This window comes from Allokutzneria sp. A3M-2-11 16, from assembly GCF_024213555.1.
Taxonomy (GTDB): domain Bacteria; phylum Actinomycetota; class Actinomycetes; order Mycobacteriales; family Pseudonocardiaceae; genus Allokutzneria.
Map to the genome: position 1 here is coordinate 1 of NZ_JANAVO010000012.1, position 19,939 is coordinate 19,939.

Annotated in this window: 14 protein-coding genes and 1 pseudogene; 7 read left to right on the forward strand and 8 right to left on the reverse strand. The window is 69.0% G+C overall.

What is annotated here, in order from left to right; genetic code table 11:
• Positions 1-186 precede the first annotated feature (186 nt).
• Both NLX83_RS33960 and NLX83_RS33965 read right to left on the reverse strand, forming a co-directional pair.
• Positions 187-4,017 (reverse strand): hypothetical protein, encoded by a 3,831-nt coding sequence (locus tag NLX83_RS33960; RefSeq protein WP_254239345.1) that lies wholly within the window; start codon positions 4,015-4,017, stop codon positions 187-189.
• Positions 4,014-5,333, reverse strand: a complete 1,320-nt coding sequence (locus tag NLX83_RS33965) for an MFS transporter (protein ID WP_254239346.1) — start codon at positions 5,331-5,333, stop codon at positions 4,014-4,016. The genes NLX83_RS33960 and NLX83_RS33965 overlap by 4 nt, the downstream gene beginning before the upstream one ends.
• Positions 5,334-5,706: 373 nt before the next feature.
• On the opposite strand from NLX83_RS33965, the gene rhaI reads away from it, so the two are divergent.
• The 5 genes from rhaI to NLX83_RS33990 all read left to right on the forward strand — a co-directional run bounded on the left by rhaI (position 5,707) and on the right by NLX83_RS33990 (position 13,113).
• Positions 5,707-6,873, forward strand: coding sequence for an L-rhamnose isomerase (gene rhaI / locus NLX83_RS33970; protein WP_254239347.1), 1,167 nt, complete (start codon positions 5,707-5,709; stop codon positions 6,871-6,873).
• Positions 6,870-8,900 (forward strand): bifunctional aldolase/short-chain dehydrogenase, encoded by a 2,031-nt coding sequence (locus NLX83_RS33975; RefSeq protein ID WP_254239348.1) that lies wholly within the window; start codon positions 6,870-6,872, stop codon positions 8,898-8,900. The genes rhaI and NLX83_RS33975 overlap by 4 nt, the downstream gene beginning before the upstream one ends.
• Before the next feature lie 10 nt (positions 8,901-8,910).
• Positions 8,911-10,335 (forward strand): L-fucose/L-arabinose isomerase family protein, encoded by a 1,425-nt coding sequence (locus NLX83_RS33980; protein WP_254239349.1) that lies wholly within the window; start codon positions 8,911-8,913, stop codon positions 10,333-10,335.
• Positions 10,332-11,672, forward strand: coding sequence for a rhamnulokinase (locus NLX83_RS33985; protein ID WP_254239350.1), 1,341 nt, complete (start codon positions 10,332-10,334; stop codon positions 11,670-11,672). The genes NLX83_RS33980 and NLX83_RS33985 overlap by 4 nt, the downstream gene beginning before the upstream one ends.
• A 304-nt stretch (positions 11,673-11,976) precedes the next feature.
• Positions 11,977-13,113: an HNH endonuclease signature motif containing protein gene (locus NLX83_RS33990; RefSeq protein ID WP_254239351.1), complete on the forward strand. Its 1,137-nt coding sequence runs from the start codon at positions 11,977-11,979 to the stop codon at positions 13,111-13,113.
• Here NLX83_RS33990 and NLX83_RS33995 read toward each other — a convergent pair whose 3' ends face one another.
• Positions 13,114-13,413 (reverse strand): hypothetical protein, encoded by a 300-nt coding sequence (locus NLX83_RS33995; protein ID WP_254239352.1) that lies wholly within the window; start codon positions 13,411-13,413, stop codon positions 13,114-13,116.
• Between the two features lie 84 nt (positions 13,414-13,497).
• Here NLX83_RS33995 and NLX83_RS34000 point away from each other — a divergent pair.
• A pseudogene (locus NLX83_RS34000) lies at positions 13,498-13,851 on the forward strand (FGGY-family carbohydrate kinase); the annotation flags it as partial.
• Between the two features lies 1 nt (position 13,852).
• Here NLX83_RS34000 and NLX83_RS34005 read toward each other — a convergent pair.
• The 5 genes from NLX83_RS34005 to NLX83_RS34025 all read right to left on the reverse strand — a co-directional run bounded on the left by NLX83_RS34005 (position 13,853) and on the right by NLX83_RS34025 (position 18,912).
• Positions 13,853-14,107, reverse strand: coding sequence for a hypothetical protein (locus NLX83_RS34005; protein WP_254239353.1), 255 nt, complete (start codon positions 14,105-14,107; stop codon positions 13,853-13,855).
• Positions 14,108-14,356: 249 nt separating this feature from the next.
• The gene (locus NLX83_RS34010; protein ID WP_254239354.1) at positions 14,357-14,830 is read right to left on the reverse strand and encodes a hypothetical protein; all 474 of its coding nucleotides are present in this window, start codon (positions 14,828-14,830) and stop codon (positions 14,357-14,359) included.
• A gap of 100 nt (positions 14,831-14,930) precedes the next feature.
• The gene (locus NLX83_RS34015; protein ID WP_254239355.1) at positions 14,931-15,686 is read right to left on the reverse strand and encodes a hypothetical protein; all 756 of its coding nucleotides are present in this window, start codon (positions 15,684-15,686) and stop codon (positions 14,931-14,933) included.
• Positions 15,683-16,333, reverse strand: a complete 651-nt coding sequence (locus NLX83_RS42130; protein WP_254239356.1) for a phosphatase PAP2-related protein — start codon at positions 16,331-16,333, stop codon at positions 15,683-15,685. Before NLX83_RS42130 ends, NLX83_RS34015 begins: the two co-directional genes overlap by 4 nt.
• A gap of 38 nt (positions 16,334-16,371) precedes the next feature.
• On the reverse strand, positions 16,372-18,912 hold the full coding sequence (locus tag NLX83_RS34025) for a beta-ketoacyl synthase N-terminal-like domain-containing protein (RefSeq protein ID WP_254239357.1): 2,541 nt from the start codon (positions 18,910-18,912) through the stop codon (positions 16,372-16,374).
• A 272-nt stretch (positions 18,913-19,184) separates the two neighbouring features.
• Here NLX83_RS34025 and NLX83_RS34030 point away from each other — a divergent pair, with 272 nt between their 5' ends.
• Entirely contained in the window at positions 19,185-19,910 is a 726-nt protein-coding gene (locus NLX83_RS34030; RefSeq protein WP_254239358.1) for a phosphotransferase, read from the forward strand.
• The last annotated feature ends 29 nt before the right edge of the window (positions 19,911-19,939 follow it).

A 19,939-nucleotide genomic window follows, 5' to 3' on the forward strand; every position in this document is an offset into this window, starting at 1 on the left:
GGGCCGGGGTTTCATCCCGTGCCCCCGAGAGGCCCAAGGGCACGCGCAAGGGGCCCCAGGTCAAGCCGACCCCACGCTGGTACCGGCGCGAGCTGGAAGCCCAACTCCGCTGGAAGCCCAGCTCACGCGAGCTGGAAGCCCAGCCCCGCCGGAAGCCCCAGCCCACGAACGCCAAAAGCCGAAACCTCAGCGATCCCCCTGTGGCAGCCCACCCGAACACAACAACCGCACAGGCCCGAAAAGCCCACTCCGAACCTGTCCCGCATAAACCCCCGAAGTCGGCGAAGCATCATCCAGATACCCCGCCAAAGTCCCCCGCACCACTACCTCGACAACATTCTCCCCATCCGCCACCAATTCGCTCACATCAACCCGCCAAGGCCCCCACGCCAATTCCCCGGCAAAAGACCCGTTCACCGAAACCGACGCCACCCCGCGCACCGACCCCAGATCGAGCATCTGCCGCCCGCCGACAGAAGCGGTGAACGTCGTCCGGTACCGAACCTCTCCACCGAGGTTGCGCAGGCCGAGGGAGGCCCAGTCCGCCAAGGGGAACTCCGCCTCCACTACGGATACCGAGAGCGGCCCGTCGACCAGCGCGCCGCCACGGCGACCGTCGACCGCCGAGACGAACAGGGTCACCGAGTCACCGGCGCGAGCGGGGGAAGGCAACCGCAGAAGACCGTCCTCGACCTTGATCTCCTGCGCGTCGAACACCGCGACCATGTCCAAAGTGGACGGTATCTGGACGGAGACGGTCCCGGGTGGCACCTGGAAACGCAGCTTCTCGGTGCGGGAAACGCCGGGCGCGATGTCGGGGATCACAGGCACGACAACGCCGGACGACGATACCGCGGGGTCGAGCCAGGAGGCGCCGGGCAGCGGATGCGGCCGGGGGTAGGCGCACACGAAACGCGGATCGCGGCGGTGTTCACGACGCAGCTCCGCGGAAGTCCAGCCGGGGCCGCTGCGAAGCCCGAGCGAACCGGAGTCGAGGGTCGCGGCGGTGCCGTGGCTGCTCTGGTGGGTCACGCGGAGCACCACGGTGTTCGAGCCGATCAGTAGGTGCGGCGCCAAATCGTAGGTGTGCAGCCGAATCTCGCGGTGCTCGGGATACGGGTTGAAGTCGCCCTGCCTGCCGACCTCGACACCGTTGATCAGCACGCTGCACGCGCCGTCCGAACCGACCAGGACCGACCCGTCGGCCGGAACAGCATCGAGCGAGAACGACAGCGACATGTCGTGCGTGGCTCCGATGACCACCGGGCGGTCCGGGCGAATCCACTCTGGACGGAGGTATGCGGCGACATCGGTGACGACGGCGAAAGACGCCCGCAGTGGGCCGGACTGCGTCGCGGTCAGCTCGATGACGAGTTCACCGCCGGACACGAGCGGGCTCACGGTTTGGTGGCCGTCACCGGACACCGGCAGCTCGACACCGTTGAGCAGCACGCGGCGCGGAGCGCTCGCGCCGACCACGAGGTGCGCTGCCTCGGAAAGCGCGATGTGCGTGCGCACAGCGACTGTCTGACCGGCCCGGACATCACGCCAGTCGAGGAACTCCTCGGGAACCTGTCCCTTGGGGCCCAAGGTATCCGAGTGCAGGGGGTCCTTGCGGATGCCGCGCGTGAGCGACCATTCGACGGACCGCCACGCACCATCGCCGTCGTGCACGCAAGCGAAGGGGCCGTATGAGGCGATCACCGGCTCCCACGAATCCCCAACGCCGTGGGACAGCCGCCAGATCTCGATGGGCAGCACACCGGTGCGGGACGGCGCAGCCAGATCCCCGCGCGAATTGTCCAATGTAGACGAAGTAAGGCCGGTCCACGGACCCACGACCTCGACAACGGACTCGACCGGGCCGAACGGCACAGCGGTGGCCGGGGGAAGCGAGGCGGAAATGACCACCAGGGCAACGGAACCGTCATCGAACGGAACCTCGAACGTGCCGTCCGGTTCGATGGACAGCTCGGTGCGCGTGCCACGCCCCGGAGCCCAGCTTTGTGCGCGCACGTCGGAGATGCCCGAGATCCGGACGCGCGCCACGCGGTCGCCCGGCGGGCGGAAGGAGTAGCCGTGCGTGCGGAGCTGCTCGTTGTAGCCCTGCCAGTCGAACTCCACGCCGTTGGACCACCAGTAGCCCTCGCCGAGGTCCAGCATGGGTGCCGCGGTCCCGCTGACATCGTCGTGAGCGGTCAGCGCGAGCACATACGCGTCGCCGACCCGCCGCAACAGATGTGGCGCATCCGCCGAAACCCGAATGGGTCCACTTTGGACGGCTGCTGGGACGTCCTCCACCGAAGCGACCAACGTGACTGGGAAATCGGGCACCGTCCCGTCGAGGAACAGCGAGGGGACGCGCCCGACGCAGATCACGCGTCCGCCCTCGGCGATGAACTCCACCAGGCGCCGAGCCGCGGCGGCGTGCAGCGTGTGCACGGCGGGCAGGACGACCGTGCGGAACTCCTCCTCGCCGACGCGAAGGCGCCCACCGGCCAACACCGAAGCCCCGGCGATCGTCGCCTCGTCGAAGACGTCGTGGTCGATCCCGGCCCGCTCCAGCACTCCGGGCTTCTCCGCGAACCACGTGCCGACGCCGTTGAGCGCCAGGAAAGCCTCGTTCGCCTCGTGCGCCGCGGCGAGGGGGCCGTCCAGGGTCAGGTGCCCCTGAACCGTCGAGGTGGGGGAGAGCAGCACGACATCGCAGACGTGCTGCCCCGCCGTGAGCACCGAGCACAGACGGCTGACCGCGGTGGAGAACACGTGGTAGGACGGCCAGTACGGCTGGCGCCAACAGGTCGACGGCGGCGCCCACTCCCACCAACCGCCCACAGTGGAGTAATAGACCGCGTGCGGGTCGTAGAGGTTGGCGCCGCGCCTGAGGAACGGGGCGAGCCAGTCGTAGGTCTCCTCCAGGGTGCCGCCCCAGCCCGAGGAGTGGAACGCCTCGATCCAAGTCCGGCCGTGGCCGTTGGCGTGCGCCAGCGAACTGTGCACCTTGGCGTCGCCCCAGTGATCACTGCCGGGGGCGCCGTACCCGGAATGCGTGTCGAGGTAGTCCCCGTACAGCCGCACACCGCCCGCCGGATCGCCTTCACGCGCGGGCGTCGGCTGGTCGAAGCCGCAGATCAGCCCGCGCGACCGGTACCACTCGTCGTGCTGGTCGAAGAACCCGCGCCGCGCAAGGAAAGCACGGTGCGCGTGGTAGTCGCGCCGAACCCGCACGGCCTCCGGCGACGCGTCGTCCTCCCACAGCGCCCACAGCCGCGGGACGAGGTCGTAGCCGTACGCGGCGGCGAAGGTCGTCGCGAAGTCCGTGCCCCACGTGGGCATCGCGGGCAGCTCGTCCTGGAAGAAGCCGCCGATGCTGCGGCCGAACCAGTGGCCGACGCCGCGTTCGAGCGTGCCGTGCACCTTGTCGAGCAGGGCCGCGCAAGCCTCGGTGGAGAAGTAGTCGAAACCGCTCACTCCACTGTGGACCAATACGATCCGGGCCGAGCCACCGGACCAGCGGGCCGCGCCTCCGGCGAGCGGGACGGCGGTCCGCTCGCCGGAAGGCAGGATCGCATACGCCGCAAGGGGTTCGTGGCCTTCCGGTGGGGAGACGGTCATCTTCCCCGAGGTCTCCACGAACGTCCGGTAGAGCGCCCGCCCGGAGAACCCGGGGTTGGCCGAGATCAGCCTGCCCTGGAAGTTCGCCCCGGAGAAGCCGATCTGGTCGTAGAGCCACAGCGTGAAGCCGAGTTCGTCGGCGTCGGCGCACGCCCCGTCGAACAACTCGATCCACTCGGGTGTGAGGAACGCCGGATCGTCGGCCACCGAACCGAACATCGGTCCGGTGGGGGCCAGGCAGAGCACGACGGCCTGCCTGACCCCGCCCGCCACGAGCTTCTCCATCTGCTCGCGAAGCCGTTCCCTGGTCACCTTCGCGCCGCTCCACCACCAGATCGGCAGTGGCCCGTACTCCGGAGCCGGATCGGTGAACCGGGCGAGCAACTCAGGGATTCCGTTCATGCGGCGACGCCACGCTCCTTCTCGATGTCCTCAAGGGATTTGCCGACGGTGTCCGGCATGAAGAAGAAGCCGACGATCCCGCTGACCAACAGGAAGGCCGTCAGCAGTGTCGCGACCGGGCCGATGGAGGCCGAGGCCAGCAGCGGCACGAAGAAGCTCCAGATGCCCAGCAGCACCCTGGCGACGCCGAAGGTCAAGCCCTGCGCGGTGCCGCGCAACATGGTCGGGAACAGCTCCTGGCTGAACACCTTGTAGGTCGCCTCACCCGCGATCGCCGCGCCCATCCCGAAGAGCACGATGTTGGCGATCACCGTGGGAACGGTGAACGGCAGCACCAGGAACAGCGCGTACGCCACGATCTGCATCAGGGAACCGACAGCCCACATCATGCGACGGCGTTGGTAGCTCTTGTCGTTGAGACGCATGAAGATGGTGACTGTCCCGATGATGGCGATGACGAACCCCGCGCAGCTGAGCGCCACCCCCGCCGCCTGTGAGCCCGCGTCGAGAGTCGTCACGATGTAGGGGGTGAAGATGCCTGCGGTGCCCGCCGCCAGGCCCCAGAACGTGTAGATGGTGCCGGTCCACATCAGGGCGCGCAGGTTCTGGCCGCTGAACAGGGCCTTGACCTGGACGGAAGGGGAGGGCTTCGAAGATCCGCTCGCGGGATCGAGCGACGTCGTCGAGGTGGACACCGCGCTCTGCCAGCGAGCCGACTCCGCGATGCCCTGGCGCAGCGCCCAGGTCACCACGGCGACGACGAACAGGGACAGGAACACGATCCTGGTGCCGGTGATGCCCATCGGGGTCAGGGCGAGCGCCAGCAGCAGCACCACCACGGGCCCCAGGTTCCACGCGACCTGTGTCAGCCCGATGAGGCGTCCTCGGCCCTTCGCCGGTGCGAGCTCACCGACCAGCGCGAGCGAGGTGGGCACGTCCGCGCCCACCGCGACGCCGACGACGAAGGTGCCGACGAACAGCATGGGCGCGCTGAAAGATCCCGCGATGAGCAGGACGCCCAGCGCGTAGACGATCAGGTCCCACTTGTAGATCCGCTTGCGGCCGAGCTTGTCGCCGAGCCGCCCGCCGATGAACGCGCCGATCGCGCAGCCGATGGCGTTCGGCCCGATCGCGGCGAGGATGCCGACCCCGGTGCTGGTCAGCCCCAGTTCCGCCTGGAACATGCTCATCCCCGCGCCGAGCGCGACGATCGAGCCCGCGTCCAGGTAGGACGCCATCGCGGCCAGCACCGAGATCTTCCACTGCTGCCTGCTGATCGTGCGGTCGTCCTCGCGGACGCTCTGGGGTGCGGTCATGGCGACTCCTCGTCTTCCAACGGCGACACTGCCGTGCGACCCCGCTCACAAAATGAAACGTATTAATCGGCACTGTAACCACGGCCCACTGGGGCACACAAGACAGGGCTGACCGAGTTGTTACCTGCGGGTGCGCTGGTCTTCAAGTCCCCCGAACCCGGCTCCCAGCCGTCTTCAACCGCCCCCAACTCCCGACGCCGCGCGCGCGTGCGCTGGGGCGGGCTGGGGTTGGGGGCGGTTGAAGACTTATTTTGGGTGGGTAGGGCGTACTTGAAGACTGCGGGACCGGTGCGGGCGCGTTGGGTTGACGGTCGGAGTGAGGCGGCTTTACGGTGGTGAAACCTTTCAATTGCGCCTTGGGGGAGGAGCTACGATGCCACTGCTGGACGAGGTTCGCGCGGCACTGGCCGGACAGCGGATCGAGACGCCGTCCTGGGCCTACGCGAACTCGGGCACCCGGTTCAAGGTCTTCCCGCAGCCCGGTGTCCCGCGCGACCCCTGGGAGAAGATCGCCGACGCCGCGACGGTGCACCGGCTGACCGGGGTGGCTCCGACCGTCGCGCTGCACATCCCCTGGGACAAGGTGGAGGACTACGGCGAGCTCGCCGCCTACGCCGGGGAACAGGGCGTGGCGCTGGGCGCGATCAACTCCAACGTCTTCCAGGACAACGACTACAAGCTGGGCTCGGTCACCAACCCGGACGCGCGAATCCGCCGCAAGGCGATCGACCACCTGCTGGAGTGCGTCGACATCATGGACGCCACCGGCTCGCGCGACCTCAAGCTGTGGTTCTCCGACGGGACGAACTACCCGGGCCAGGACTCGATCCGCGCGCGGCAGGACCGGCTCGCCGAAGCCCTCCGCGAGGTGTACGACCGGCTCGGCCCGGACCAGCGGATGTTGTTGGAGTACAAGCTCTTCGAACCCGCCTTCTACACCATGGACGTGCCGGACTGGGGCACCTCGTACGCGCACTGCGTGGAGCTGGGCGAGAAGGCCACCGTCTGCATCGACACCGGCCACCACGCGCCGGGCACCAACATCGAGTTCATCGTCGCGTTCCTGTTGCGCGCCAACAAGCTCGGCGCGTTCGACTTCAACTCGCGGTTCTACGCCGATGACGACCTGATGGTGGGCGCGGCCGACCCCTTCCAGCTGTTCCGGATCATGCACGAGATCGTCTCCGCCGACGCGCTGCGGCCCGAGGCGGGGATCGCGTTCATGTTGGACCAGTGCCACAACATCGAGGCGAAGATCCCCGCGATCATCCGCTCCGTGCTCAACGTCCAGGAGGCCACCGCGAAGGCGCTGCTGGTCGACGCGGAAGCCCTTGTGGCGGCACAGAACTCCGGTGACGTGCTCGGTGCGAACGCGGTGCTGATGGACGCCTTCTCCACCGATGTCCGCCCGCTGCTGCGGGAGGTGCGCGCGGAGGCCGGGCTGGACCCGGACCCGGTTGCGGCCTACCGCGCTTCGGGCTATCAAGAACGAATCGAGGCTGACCGCGTGGGCGGTACACAGGCGGGTTGGGGAGCATGAGCACCCTTCAGGAACTGCTGGAGCGCAGCAACCGGCTCGGGGGCGATCCGCGCTTCACGAACTACGCGGGCGGGAACACCTCCGCGAAGGGCACTGCCACCGACCCGGTCACCGGTGGACCGGTGGATCTGTTGTGGGTCAAGGGTTCTGGCGGTGACCTCGGCACGCTGACCGAGTCCGGGCTGGCGACGCTGCGGCTGGACCGCATGCGCGCGCTCGTCGACGTGTACCCCGGCGTCGAGCGCGAGGACGAGATGGTCGCCGCGTTCGACTTCTGCCTGCACGGCAAGGGCGACGCGGCCCCGTCGATCGACACCGCGATGCACGGGCTCGTCGACGCCGCGCACGTCGACCACCTGCACCCGGACTCCGGGATCGCGATCGCGTGCGCCGCCGACGGCGAGGCGCTGACCAAGGAGATCTTCGGTGACCGCGTTGTCTGGGTTGCCTGGCGCAGGCCGGGTTTCCAGCTGGGGCTGGACATCGCGGCGGTCAAGGAGGCCAACCCGCGCGCGATCGGCGTGATCCTCGGCGGGCACGGCATCACCGCGTGGGGCGAGACCTCGGCGGAGTGCGAAGCCCGCTCGCTGGAGATCATCCGCACCGCGCAGGAGTACATCGACGCGCGCGGCGCAGCCGAACCTTTTGGCTCTGTGAAGCCAGGATTCGAGCCGCTGCCGGTCGCGGAGCGCCGCGCGCGGGCCGCCGCGCTGGCCCCGGTGATCCGCGGGCTGGCCTCGACCGACCGCGCGCAGGTCGGCCACTTCACCGACTCCGACGAGGTGCTGGACTTCCTCGCCAGGGAGAAGCTGGCGCCGCTCGCCGCGCTCGGCACCTCGTGCCCGGACCACTTCCTCCGGACCAAGGTCGCGCCGCTCGTGCTCGACCTGCCTGCGGACGCGCCGTTGGAGGACGCGATCGCGCGGCTGCGCGAGCTGCACGCGGCCTACCGCGAGGAGTACCGCGCCTACTACGAGCGGCACGCGACACCGGACTCGCCTGCCATGCGCGGCGCGGACCCCGCGATCGTGCTCCTGCCCGGCGTCGGGATGTTCTCCTTTGGTGCCAACAAGCAGACCGCTCGCGTTGCGGGCGAGTTCTACGTCAACGCGATCAACGTGATGCGCGGCGCGGAAGCGATTTCGAGCTACGCGCCGATCCCCGAGTCGGAGAAGTTCCGCATCGAGTACTGGGCACTGGAAGAGGCGAAACTCGCCCGCATGCCCAAGCCGAAGCCACTGGCCGCGCGGGTCGCGTTCGTGACCGGCGGCGGCTCGGGCATCGGCCGTGCGATCGCGCAGCGGCTGGCCGCTGAAGGCGCATGCGTGGTTGTCGCCGACCGCGATGCTTCCTCGGCCTCCGAGGTCGCCGCGTCGCTGGGCTCGACCGATGTCGCGGTGCCGGTCACCGTGGACGTCACATCGAGCGAAGCCGTTGCGGCTGCGGTGGATGCGGCCGTGCTGGCCTTCGGTGGCGTGGACCTGGTGGTCAACAACGCGGGCCTGTCGATCTCGAAACCGTTGCTGGAGACCACCGACGCGGATTGGGACGTTCAGCACGGCGTCATGGCGCGCGGCTCGTTCCTGGTCGCGCGCGCGGCGGCGAAGGCGATGATCGCGCAGGGCATGGGCGGCGACATCGTCTACATCGCCTCGAAGAACGGCGTGTTCGCCGGGCCGAACAACCTCGCGTACGGGTCGGCCAAGGCCGATCAGGCGCACCAGGTCCGGCTCCTCGCGGCCGAGTTGGGCGAGCACGGCATCAAGGTCAACGGCGTCAACCCGGACGGCGTCGTCCGCGGCTCGGGGATCTTCGCGGGCGGCTGGGGTGCCCAGCGCGCGGCGGTCTACGGCGTCGCCGAGGAGGACCTGGGCGCGTTCTACGCCAAGCGGACCCTGCTCAAGCGCGAGGTGCTGCCGGAGCACGTCGCCGCCGCCGTTTTCGTGCTGACCGCTGGAGAGCTGTCGCACACCACCGGACTGCACATTCCCGTCGACGCGGGCGTTGCCGCCGCGTTCCTGCGCTGAGGAGGTCCAGATGGATCGCGTTCCCCCACGGCGAACCAAGGTCGGCCTGGTCGCCGGTGGACTCGGCGCCTATTGGCCGCAGTTCCCGAACCTGTTGCCGCAGCTGCGAAAATCGGCGGCGCGGGTGTCGGAGCGGCTGGGCGAGATCGGTGACATCGACGTGGTGGACGTCGGGTTCATCTCCGACGCGCAGGAGGGCGCCGCCGCGGCGGAGAAACTGCGCGTCGCGGGCTGCGACCTGATCATCGGCTTCCTCACCACGTACATGACGGCGTCGATGCTCGTGCCGGTGGCGCAGCGCAGTGGTGCACCGGTGCTGCTGATCAACCTGCAACCCACCGAGAAGATGGACCACGCGTCCTTCGACACCGGCGCGTGGCTGGCGTACTGCGGCGCGTGCCCGCTGCCGGAGATGGCCAACGCCTTCCGCCGGGCGGGCGTGGAGTTCCGCAGCGTGTCCGGCTACGTGGAGGACGAGCGCGCGTGGACGCGGATCGCCCGGTGGGTGCGGGCGGCCGGGGTGCGCGGGGCGCTGCGGCACGGCAGGCACGGGCTGATGGGGCACCTCTACCCGGGCATGCTGGACGTGTCCACGGATCTGACCTCGGTGTCGGCGCAGCTCGGCGGGCACGTGGAGGTGCTGGAACTCGACGATCTGCGCGTCCGGGTCGCCGCCGTGACCGACGCCGAGGTGGCTTCCCGGATGGAGCTGGCGCGCTCGGTCTTCGAGCTGGACTCCTCGGTGGTCGATGAGGATTTCGCTTGGGGCGCCAAGGTTTCCGTCGGGTTGGACCGGCTGGTCTCGGACTTCGCGCTCGACTCGCTCGCGTACTACCACCGAGGGCTCGACGGCGAGCAGCACGAGCGGTTGGGCGCGGGCATGATCCTGGGCGCCTCGCTGCTCACCGCGCGCGGTGTCCCGGCGGCGGGCGAGTACGAGCTGCGCAACTCCCTGGCGATGCTGATCATGGACCGGCTCGGCGCCGGCGGGTCGTTCACCGAGCTGCAGGCGTTGAACTTCGTTGACAACGTGGTGGAGATGGGCCACGACGGCCCGGCGCACCTGGCGATCAGCGCGCGGCGACCGCTGCTGCGCGGGCTCGGCGTCTACCACGGCAAGCGCGGCTGGGGCGTGTCCGTGGAGTTCGACGTGCGGCAGGGACCGGTGACGGTGTTCGGCCTCGGGCAGGAGCGCGACGGCAGCTACGTGATGGTGGCCGCCGAGGGCACCGTCGTGCCGGGGCCGTTGCTGGAGATCGGGAACACGACGTCCCGGGTCGACTTCGGTTGCGATCCCGGCGAGTGGACCGACGCCTGGAGCGCGTCCGGCGTCGACCACCACTGGGCGCTCGGGACCGGGCACCAGGCAGCGGAACTGCGCTGCGTCGCAGAGCTGATCGGGGTGGAGTTCCGCGAAGTCCGGGTCAGCCCGTGAGGGTCGCCGCGGTCGACCTCGGCGCCTCCAGCGGCCGGGTGATGGTCGGCGAGCTGCGCGACTCGGAACTGGTTTTGACGGAGGTGCACCGGTTTTGGAATGGGCCGGTGCGCCTCGGTGATCGGCTTCACTGGGACATTTTGGCTCTGTACCAAGGGATTCTGGAAGGACTGCGCGCGGCGGGGCCGGTGGACAGCATCGGCATCGACTCGTGGGGGGTCGACTACGGGCTCTTGTCGTCCGATGGTGCGCTGCTCGGCAATCCCGTGCACTACCGCGACTCGCGAACTGCCGGAGTCGACTCTTCGTATCCGGTTCCCGCCGCGGAGTTGTACGCGCGCACGGGCGTGCAGGTCCTGCCGTTCAACACGATCTACCAGCTCGCGGTGGAGCCGCTGCTGGCGTCGGCCTCCCAGTTGCTGATGATCCCGGATCTGTTGGCGTACTGGCTCACCGGTTCGGTGGGCGCCGAGGTCACCAATGCGTCGACAACTGGGCTCCTGGATGTGCGTCGTCGTGAGTGGGACACCTCGCTGATGCGCCGCGTCGGGCTCGATCCGTCGCTGTTCGGTTCGTTGCGCGAGCCCGGTTCGCGCATCGGCTCGCTTCAGTCGCACATCGGGTTGGGGCCCGTTCCCGTCGTGGCGGTCGGCTCCCACGACACCGCGTCCGCTGTCGTCGGTGTCCCCGCCTCGTCGCCTCGGTTCGCTTACATCTCGTGCGGGACGTGGTCACTCGTCGGCCTATCCCTGTCTGCGCCGGTGCTCTCCTCGGCCAGTAGCGCGGCGAACTTCTCGAACGAGTTGGGTGTTGACGGCACAGTTCGGTATTTGCGCAATGTGATGGGTCTTTGGTTGTTGCAGGAGTGCTTGCGCTCTTGGGATCTTCCGCTTCCGCCTTTGTTGTCTGCGGCGGCCACGCCTTTCGGTTCTGTTGTGGACGCGGCGGAGTTCTTCGCGCCTGGGGATATGCCTGCGCGGATCGCGGCGGCTTGCTCGCGGACTGGGCAGCCGGTGCCTTCAACGCCTGCGGAGACTGTTCGGTGCATTTTGGACAGTTTGGCTTTGGCGCATCGGCGGGCATTGCGTTCAGCCATGGAGTTGGCTGGGCGGGAGGTGGATGTGGTGCACGTCGTGGGTGGTGGGGCACGGAATTCGCTTTTGTGTCAGCTGACCGCGGATGCTTGTGGGGTGCCGGTGGTGGCCGGGCCGGTTGAGGGGGCTGCGGTGGGGAATGCGTTGGTGCAGCTCGGGGTTCGGGGGGTTCGGTGTGGGGAGTCGGTTCGGTATGAGCCTCGGGGTGGGGGGTGGGAGGCTTTGGAGGCTCGGCTGTTTTGAGTTCTGTTGGGTTTCCGGCTTGGCTGGGCTTCCAGCTGGGCTTGGGTTCCAGCTTGCGTCGGTACCAGCGGTGGGGTCGGCTTGACCTGGGGGCCCCTTGCGCGTGCCCTTGGGCCTCTCAGGGGCACGGGATGAAACCCCGGCCCTCGCGGAAAGCGTATGGCACGCGCACCCCAGGTAAAGCCGACCCCATTCCCAGCGGCGGCCCGCTTTCGCTGGAACTTGCGTTGTTTTGCTTTTCGAGCGCCTGGCAATTCACCCTGTAGAGCCATGATCCACTATTTTCTTACGGTAAAATAGAGGCATGCTTCCTGTAGATCCCGACCATAAACTGATGGTCTACTTCACCGCGATGGGGAAAGCCTCGGCGGACTTCGCGGTCGTGCTGATGGAGTACGTCGCTCAGCTTGAACTATGTGATCGCGAGTTCGCCGAAGAAATCCTCATGCGACTACTCGTCATCTCCAAGACCAAGGCCGCCCGGCTCCTGCAACGCGCGGAAGACCTCACCGGTCGGCCTGTGGTGTTGCGGGCGCTGGCCGAAGGCCGTATCGACGAAGGCAAAGCGTTGATGATCGTCGACCTGCTCTCCACCCTGTCTGCTGTGCACGCCGCGATCGCCGAGCAGGACTTCCTCGCCTTCGCCGAGACCCACAACTACACCGCGACGCGGCGGCATGCGGTCCGGTTCATCGACAAGCTCGACCCGAAAGCCGCTGAACGCCGCCACAAGGAGAAGCGCAAGCAGAGGTTGGTGGAGAAGATCCCCCAAGACGACGGCATGTGCCTGTTGCGCATGTTCTTCCCCGCTCTGCAAGCCTCCCTGATCTACGACCGGATCGACCGGATCGCCAGAGCCTTGCCGAAGGATCACCGGACGTTGGATCAGAAACGGGCCGATGTCACCATGGATGTGTTGATGGGCAAGGAAACCGGCGCACCCCAAGGCCAGGTCACCGTCTACCTCACCATGCCCATGGGCTCCTTCCTCGGTCTCAGCAACGAGCCCGCGATCCTGCACGGCTACGGACCCCTGCCCGCCAAGATCGCCCGCGATGTCGCCGCGAACGGGATCTGGAAACGCATCCTCACCGACCCGGTCACCGGCATCGCCGAAGATGTCACCACCTACCGGCCCTCAGCAAAGCAGCGGGAGTTGATCCACGCCCGCTACCCCACGTGCACCGCCATCGGCTGCAACAGGCCCGCACACCGCTGCGACCTGGACCACTGCTGCCCCTTCGACGGCACCAACACGACGGTCGACAACTTGCGGCCGAAGTGCCGCAGGCACCACCGCATGAAGCACGAATCCAACTGGAAGTGCGAGAACCTGCCGGACGGTCGGCACGTCTGGACCACACCCAACGGCAAGACCGCCGAAACCGAAGCCGTGCCGATCGCCGAACCCGTGCTGATCGACGAGCCCGCGCCGTTCTAGTCAGACGGAGTGCCACCACTTGGTCAGCAGCGGGACATTGCACCACTCCAAGCGCAAGGGGCGTGCACCGTGCTCGGTCACGAGGGCGGCGACGCAGTCGGTGAGCGCGTCGTCGAGGACGTCGAAGGTGGCGGTGGGGACGGCGCTGGCGGGGGCGGGGAGCACGCGGACCTGGTCGGGCGGGATCGGCGGGATGTCCATGTCGTGCAGCAGCTTCCGCTGGAAGTCGTCGATCACCGCGATCTCCACGATGCCGGGCCACGACCACAGGACCAGCCGGTTGACCTCGGTACCGGCCAAGATCAGGTGATATGTCCGTTCCGGGACACGATCTCCTCGACGGTCACGGTGACGGCGTTGATCTTCTGGTCCTCGGGGACCGAGGCGAACTTCTCGAACGAGCTGGGCGTGGACGGCACGGTTCGCTATCTCCGCAACGTGATGGGCCTGGGGCTGTTCCAGGAATGCGTGCGGGAGGTGGACGTGGTGCACATGGTCGGCGGTGGCGCGAAGAACGAGCTGCTGTGCCAGCTGACCGCCGACGCGTGCGGACTGCCCGTCGTCGCCGCGCCGACCGAGACGACCGCCGTGGGCAACGTTCTCGTGCAGGCCCGGGCTCTGGGTGCGGTGGACGGCGGGCTGGCCGAGTTGCGGACGCTGGCGTCCGGAAGCGTGCGGCGCCATCTCCCTTCCGGTTCGGCAGCTTCCTGGGCAGCCCTCGCCCACCGCGTCCGGTGAGTCAGATCGACTCGTCGAGGTACTCGTCCCAGAGCGCCTTCTGCGACGGGTGGAAGCACACCCCGTGGAAGAACGCCTCGGTGCAGACGTCCAGATCGCCCTGCTCGATGTCGTCGAACCGGAAGATCTTGAGCTTGTGCAGTGCGAACCCCTGCGGGGAGTCGGCGGGCCGATAGGGCACGGCGACCTCCATCACCCTCAGCTCGGCCGGACCGTATTCCACGAGCTGGGCGGAGAGGGCGTCGAACCGTCCCACCCCGAGGTTGACGTAGGCGTCGGTGACCAGTGTCGCGCGAACGGCTCCGAAGGGGTTGCCCGCCAGTGCTTCCTGGGCGACCGCCGCGGCGTCGTTCCCTCGTCGAGTGAGGAGTAGGTGATCCGGACGACTCGTCCGTCGGGCAGCTCGTATGCCAGCTGTGGGCTCAGGACGTCCCCGTTGAAGACGGTCAGGGCGCCGTATCCCGCGACGGCACCGGCCAGGATGGCGGTCTGGTACATGATCGTTTTAGTCCCAGTTCTCGAAGTATTTGTCCCACAGCTCCGCGTACGCCGGCTGTGACTCGATCCCGGCGAAGATCGCGTCGAGGATCGGGGCCTCGTCGGCGTCGGCGATGTTGTCGAAGTCGAGCACCCCGATCTCGTGCAGGGCGAATCCGCACGGGGAATGGGCGTCGCGGTAGGGAAGAACCAGCTGCATCCGCTGCCGCACCGGGCCGTACTCCACGATGTCGATCAGCAGCGCCTCCTTCACGACGGGGATGAGCGGGACGCGGCCGTTGACGACGATCGCCGCGCGAGTGGCCTCGTGCTCGTTGTTCTCAAGGGCGTTCCGGGCTTGTGCCTCCACAAAGAAGGTGGCCTGGAAGCTCCGTCCGTCCGCCTGCTCATATCCCATGAGCGGAGGCAGGATCTCCCCGTCGGAGAGGGTGGTGGCGGCGAGTGCCGTGACGACACCGGCCAGGTAGGCGGCTTGCAACATGATCATCACAGTAGCGAGAACCGCAGGTCGGAGGCCCTCGATCGGTGTTCGGAGCATTCGGCGTTCGGTCCGGGGAAGCGAACCGCGGTCCGAACGCGGGTCAGACGGAGTGCCACCACTTGGTGAACATCGGGTAGTCGTTCCACTCCAAGCGCAAAGGGCGTTCGGAGTGCTCGGTCATGAGGGCGGCGACGCAGTCGGTGAGCGCATTGTCGAGCACGTCGAAGGTGGCGGTGGGGACGGCGCTGCCGTAGGCGGGGAACACACGGACCTGGCCGGGCGGGATCGTCGGGGCGTTCATGTCGTGCAGCAGCTTCCGCTGGAAGTCGTCGATCACCACGACGTCCACGATGCCCGGCCACGACCACAGGATCAGCCGGTTGACCTCGGTACCGGCCAGGATCAGGTGGTTGACCCGGTGCGGGGACACGATGTCATCGACGATCACGTCGACGGCGTGGATCCTGCTGTCCTCGGGGACCGAGGTTAGGTCGAGGATGTTCGGCCGGAACGGTGTTACGCATCGCGGCCACACGTGTTCGGAGGAGACCAAGCCGAGCATGTGCAGCGGGGACGGCACGCGTGCGGTCCACCTGTCGGACATCGCGGTGAGGACGATGGCGACGAGAGAGTCCCTCTGGTCACCCGGCGCGAGGACGACGAGTGCGCGTCCGGATCGGCCGTCCTCGTCCCACTCGATGTCGACGCGTCCCAGGGTGTCGTTCTGGCTGAGCACCGCCTCGTGGAGCTCGTAGTCCTGGGCCAGGGCGTGGTCCGCGATCTTCTGGAGCAACTCGGGCACCTGGCGCGGGTGGCGGTCGTGCATCAGGCCGGACTGCCAGTACCGGTAGGTCATCGGGGCACTCCCAGGGCGCAGGTGCAGTCGGGGCCGGAGTCGCAGCCGCGGGTGGCGACGGCCGTGCGCCACGCGAGCACGGCGGCGGGGATCGCGGCGAGGACGTCGAGGGTGTAGTGGCAGTGCTGGACGAGTAGCGCGGGGATCATCACGGCCACGGTCGCGGCGCCCAGGCGGCGCAGCCACGGGCGGTCGGCGGCCAGGAACAACAGGGCCGCGGTGGCGGTGTGGCCGGAGAAGAACAGGTCGTGGTCGATGTACTGGCCGGGGCCGAGCACGAAGATCGGGTCGCGCAGCGGGATGATCCCGTCCGGGGGCTCCAGGGGGATCAGCGCGATGGTGACCATGCGGAACAACACCATCAGCCAGTACGCCCGCAGCGCGGTGACCAGGCGTTCCCGCTGGTTCCGGAGGGTGAACAGGACCGCGGCGAGCGAACCGTAGGTGAGCACGAAGATCGGCTCGGACAGGTCCGCGGCGGGCAGCAGGTCCAGCAGCGGGTCGGCGAGGCGGGTGCCGGGGCGGGCCTGCGCCCAGGTCAGGAACGCCGAACAGGCCGCGAGCACCGCGACCAGCATGGCCACCTCGACGGCGAGCCGCAGGGAGGTCAGCGGGCGACACCGCTCGAAGGTCTGGCTCGCGGTCACGGATCAGAAGACAATCATGCCGTCCGGAACACGTCCAGTCAGGCGCCCGCGATGCCGAAGCGGTTCGCCAGGTAGGCGGACAACGCGCCGGGGGAACCGTTCGTCCACAGTGGATGGTCGGGGATGAGCAGGCCGAGCGCCCGCTCCACCCGGAGCCGCAGTTCGGCGGCCACGGCCTCGTCGACGCCCAGCTCCAGCAGGGGGGTGCCGGAGTCGATCAGCACGCTCTCCGGGAGGCCGAGCACCGCGCGGAGGTGGCGGATCAGGTCGTGCTCCACGTCGGCGCGGGTCAGCGGATCGTGTTGCGCGCCGCGCGGTGCCTTCTGGCGGCCGGACAGCTGGACGTCCTTGATCACCAACAGCACGGTGCCCTCGCGGTCGGTGACGGTGACGGTGCCCGACAGCTCGGTCAGCTCGCATCGGCAGTACGTGGCGCGCCGGAGATCACCGTGCACCCGCAGCATCCCGGCCGACACCGGCAGCAGACCGGCCCCGAGCATGTGCAGGCAGGCGTCGAGCAGCACCGGGTGCACGACGAACCGGGTGGAAGCGCCGCGCACGGCCCGCGGCACGCGCACGCGGGCGAGGCCGGGGCCGAGGAGGCCGACGATCGCGGTGAACGCCGGGCCGTGGTGGATGCCGTGGCTGCGCGAGGTCTCATACAGCTCGGCGGGGTCGGTGGGCACGCCGTCGATCTCCACGGGCGGCTCCTGGCGGAACTCCACGTAGTGGCGGACGGCGGCCGTGGCGAGGCGGGTCCACTCGCTGCCCGCGCGGCCGAAGACCTCGATCTTCGCCCGCTCGTCGTCTGTCGGGGTGAGCTGCGTCGAGATCGTCGTGCGGCGCCCCAACTCGACCCGGTGGTGCAGCTCGACGCCACGCACCTCGACGGCGTGTGGAGGGCAGTCGAAGTGCTCGGTGGCCGCTGCGAGGACCATCTCGAAGTACGCGGCGCTGGTCAGGACCGGGACGTCGTCGATGCGGTGGTCGGCCAGCCACGGCAGCTCGGCGGTGCCGATCTCCGCCTGCCACACGCGCCTGCGGGTCGCGGGCACCTCGACGCGCGTGCCCAGCAGCGGATGCGCCTCCACCCGCGCGGGCGCGGGCGGGAACACCGTGCGGTCCCAAGCGGTCGGCGGCAGGTCGAGCAGTTCGCCGTGGGTGATCACGGTGTCCACGCCGGGCGACTTCGGGCCCGCGCGCAGCGCCGCGACGAGCTGATCGATGTCGGAGGCGGTCACCACGGCCTGCACGGCGCGGGGCCGCCGCCGGGCGAGGGTGTAGGCGACATCTTGGAGGCAGCTGTCCGCGCCGTCGCCCTCCAACCAGTCGGCCAGCCGCGTCGCGGTCTCGGCGAGCGCGAGCGGTGTGCTCGCCGACAGGGGCACCACTACCCGGCTAGGCAATGGTTTGCGCGGCGTCGGGGTGCGCGGCGGGGCGGGTTCGAGCAGCACGTGCGCGTTGCCCCCGTGTTCGTCCATTGTGGACACTGCGGCGAGGCGGGCGGTGTCGGGCCACACGGTCGGCCTGGTGGGCACGGTCAGCCCGGTGTCCTCGGCGGACAGCGACGGGTGCCACGCGGTGAAGTGCGGTGTCGGCGGGATGATCCCGGCGCGCACCGCGAGCACCGCCTTGATCAGCCCGGCCATCCCGGACACGGGACCGGTGTGCCCGAGGTTGGACTTCACCGCGCCGAGCGCGCACCGGTAGACCTTGCTGAGCGCGGTGAACTCGGCGGCGTCCTCGGCGAGCACCCCGCTGCCGTGCGTCTCCACGAACCCGACCTCGTCCCCGCGCGCCTCGGCGGCGGCGAGCGCCTGGCCGAACACGGTGGCCAGATCGCTGCGACCGATGGCGGAGGAACGGATCACCGCGAGCACGCGGTCGTTGTCGTACAAGGCATCCGTGAGCCGCTTGAGCACGACGACGCCGCAGCCCTCGCTGCGCACGAAGCCGTCGGAGCGCGCCTCGAAGGCCCGGCAGCGGCCGGAGGTGGACAGGACTCCCTTGGTGGACAAGGAGATCGACTCCGCCGGGTCCAGCACGAGCGTGGCCGCGCCGACCAGGGCGACGTCGCAGTCGCGGGCCCGCAGGCTCGCCGAAGCCAGGTGCAGCGCGGCCAGCGCGGAGGAGTCCCCGGCGTCCACCGCGACGCTCGGGCCGGACAGGCCGAGCAGGGTCGCGATCCGCCCGGCGCCCGACCCGGTGGTGAACAGCCCGGCGTCGGCGTTGGGCAGTCCGGCGTGCTCCAGCGCCTCCACCGCGACCTGCGCCAGCAGCCGGTCGCGCTGGTCGAACCCGGGGGTGCCGCCGAAGAACGCCGCGTCGAAGGCGTGCGGGTCGTGCAGGAACCCGCCCCACGAGGACGACGTGCGGCCGGGCACCAGGGGTTCGGGATCGAAGAGCGCGTCGACGTCCCAGCGGTCGGCGGGGATCTCGGTGACCGCGTCGTGGCCCTCGACGAGCAGCCGCCAGTACGCCGAGGGCGAGTCGGCGCCGCCCGGCAGGCGGCAGCCGATGCCGAGCACCGCGAGGGGTTCGGCGGGCGGGAGTTCGGAGAGCGGTGCGGTGTGGTTCACCGATGCGGCTCCAGTGCTGGGACGGGCGAGGGGTGGGCGAAAGTTACAGCACGGAAGTGACCGGAAAGGGGGTCACCTGCGGCTGAGGCCCAATCCGGACAGAGAACTGAAGTAGATTCACCCATTCGGGTGGCAACATTAGGTGTTTTCCCGGGGAATGTGGACGTGAAGCCACCTCAAGAAGGCGTCAAGGGATACTTTTGCAAGTTTTTTCTTGCGCTCTGCCGGGCGCGGAAATCCGGGTGCGCGCGGCGCCGGGATGAGGTGTTCTGATGATCATGGAATTCGGCTCCGGTTGGGACAGCGCGGCCACCCTCGTCGACGGCCGCTGGGTCGAGCGCAGGCCGCGCCGCCCGGAGGTGGCGCCCCGGCTCCTCGCGGAGGCCCGCCTCCTGTCGTGGCTGGCGCCCCTGCTGCCGCTGCCCGTGCCCCGGCCGGTGATCTTCAGCGCGGAGCCGTTGGTGCTGCGGCACGAACTCGTGCCCGGCGAGCCCGCCGAGCGACTGGCCGCCGTCGACGGGCGCGTGCTCGGCCGGTTCCTGCGCGCCCTGCACGACGTCGACCCCGTCGAACCCGTGCACGAGGCCGATCTGGGTGAGCTGGACCGGTTTCGCGAGGAGGTGGTCCCGCTGCTGCCAGACTGCCCGCGCGCGACCGCCCTTCTCGACGAGTTTCGGTCTGTGTCGAAGGATTGCCTGGTGCACGGCGACCTGGGGCCGGAACACGTCTTGTGCCGGGACGGTGCTGTCAGCGGGGTGATCGACTGGACGGACGCGCACCTCGGCGACCCGGCGATCGACCTCGCGTGGGCGCTGTTCGGCACCCCGCCCGAGTTCGCCCACGCGCTGGCGGAAACCTATGGGGTGTCAGGGAAACTGCGGCGGCGCGCGCTCCTGTGGCATCGGCTCGGGCCGTGGTACGAGGTGACCCACGGCCTCGACACCGGGCGGCCCGAGCTGGTGCGCGACGGCATCGCCGGGATCGTCTCCCGGCTCTGACCCACCGCACGTTCACTCGTTCAGCGGCG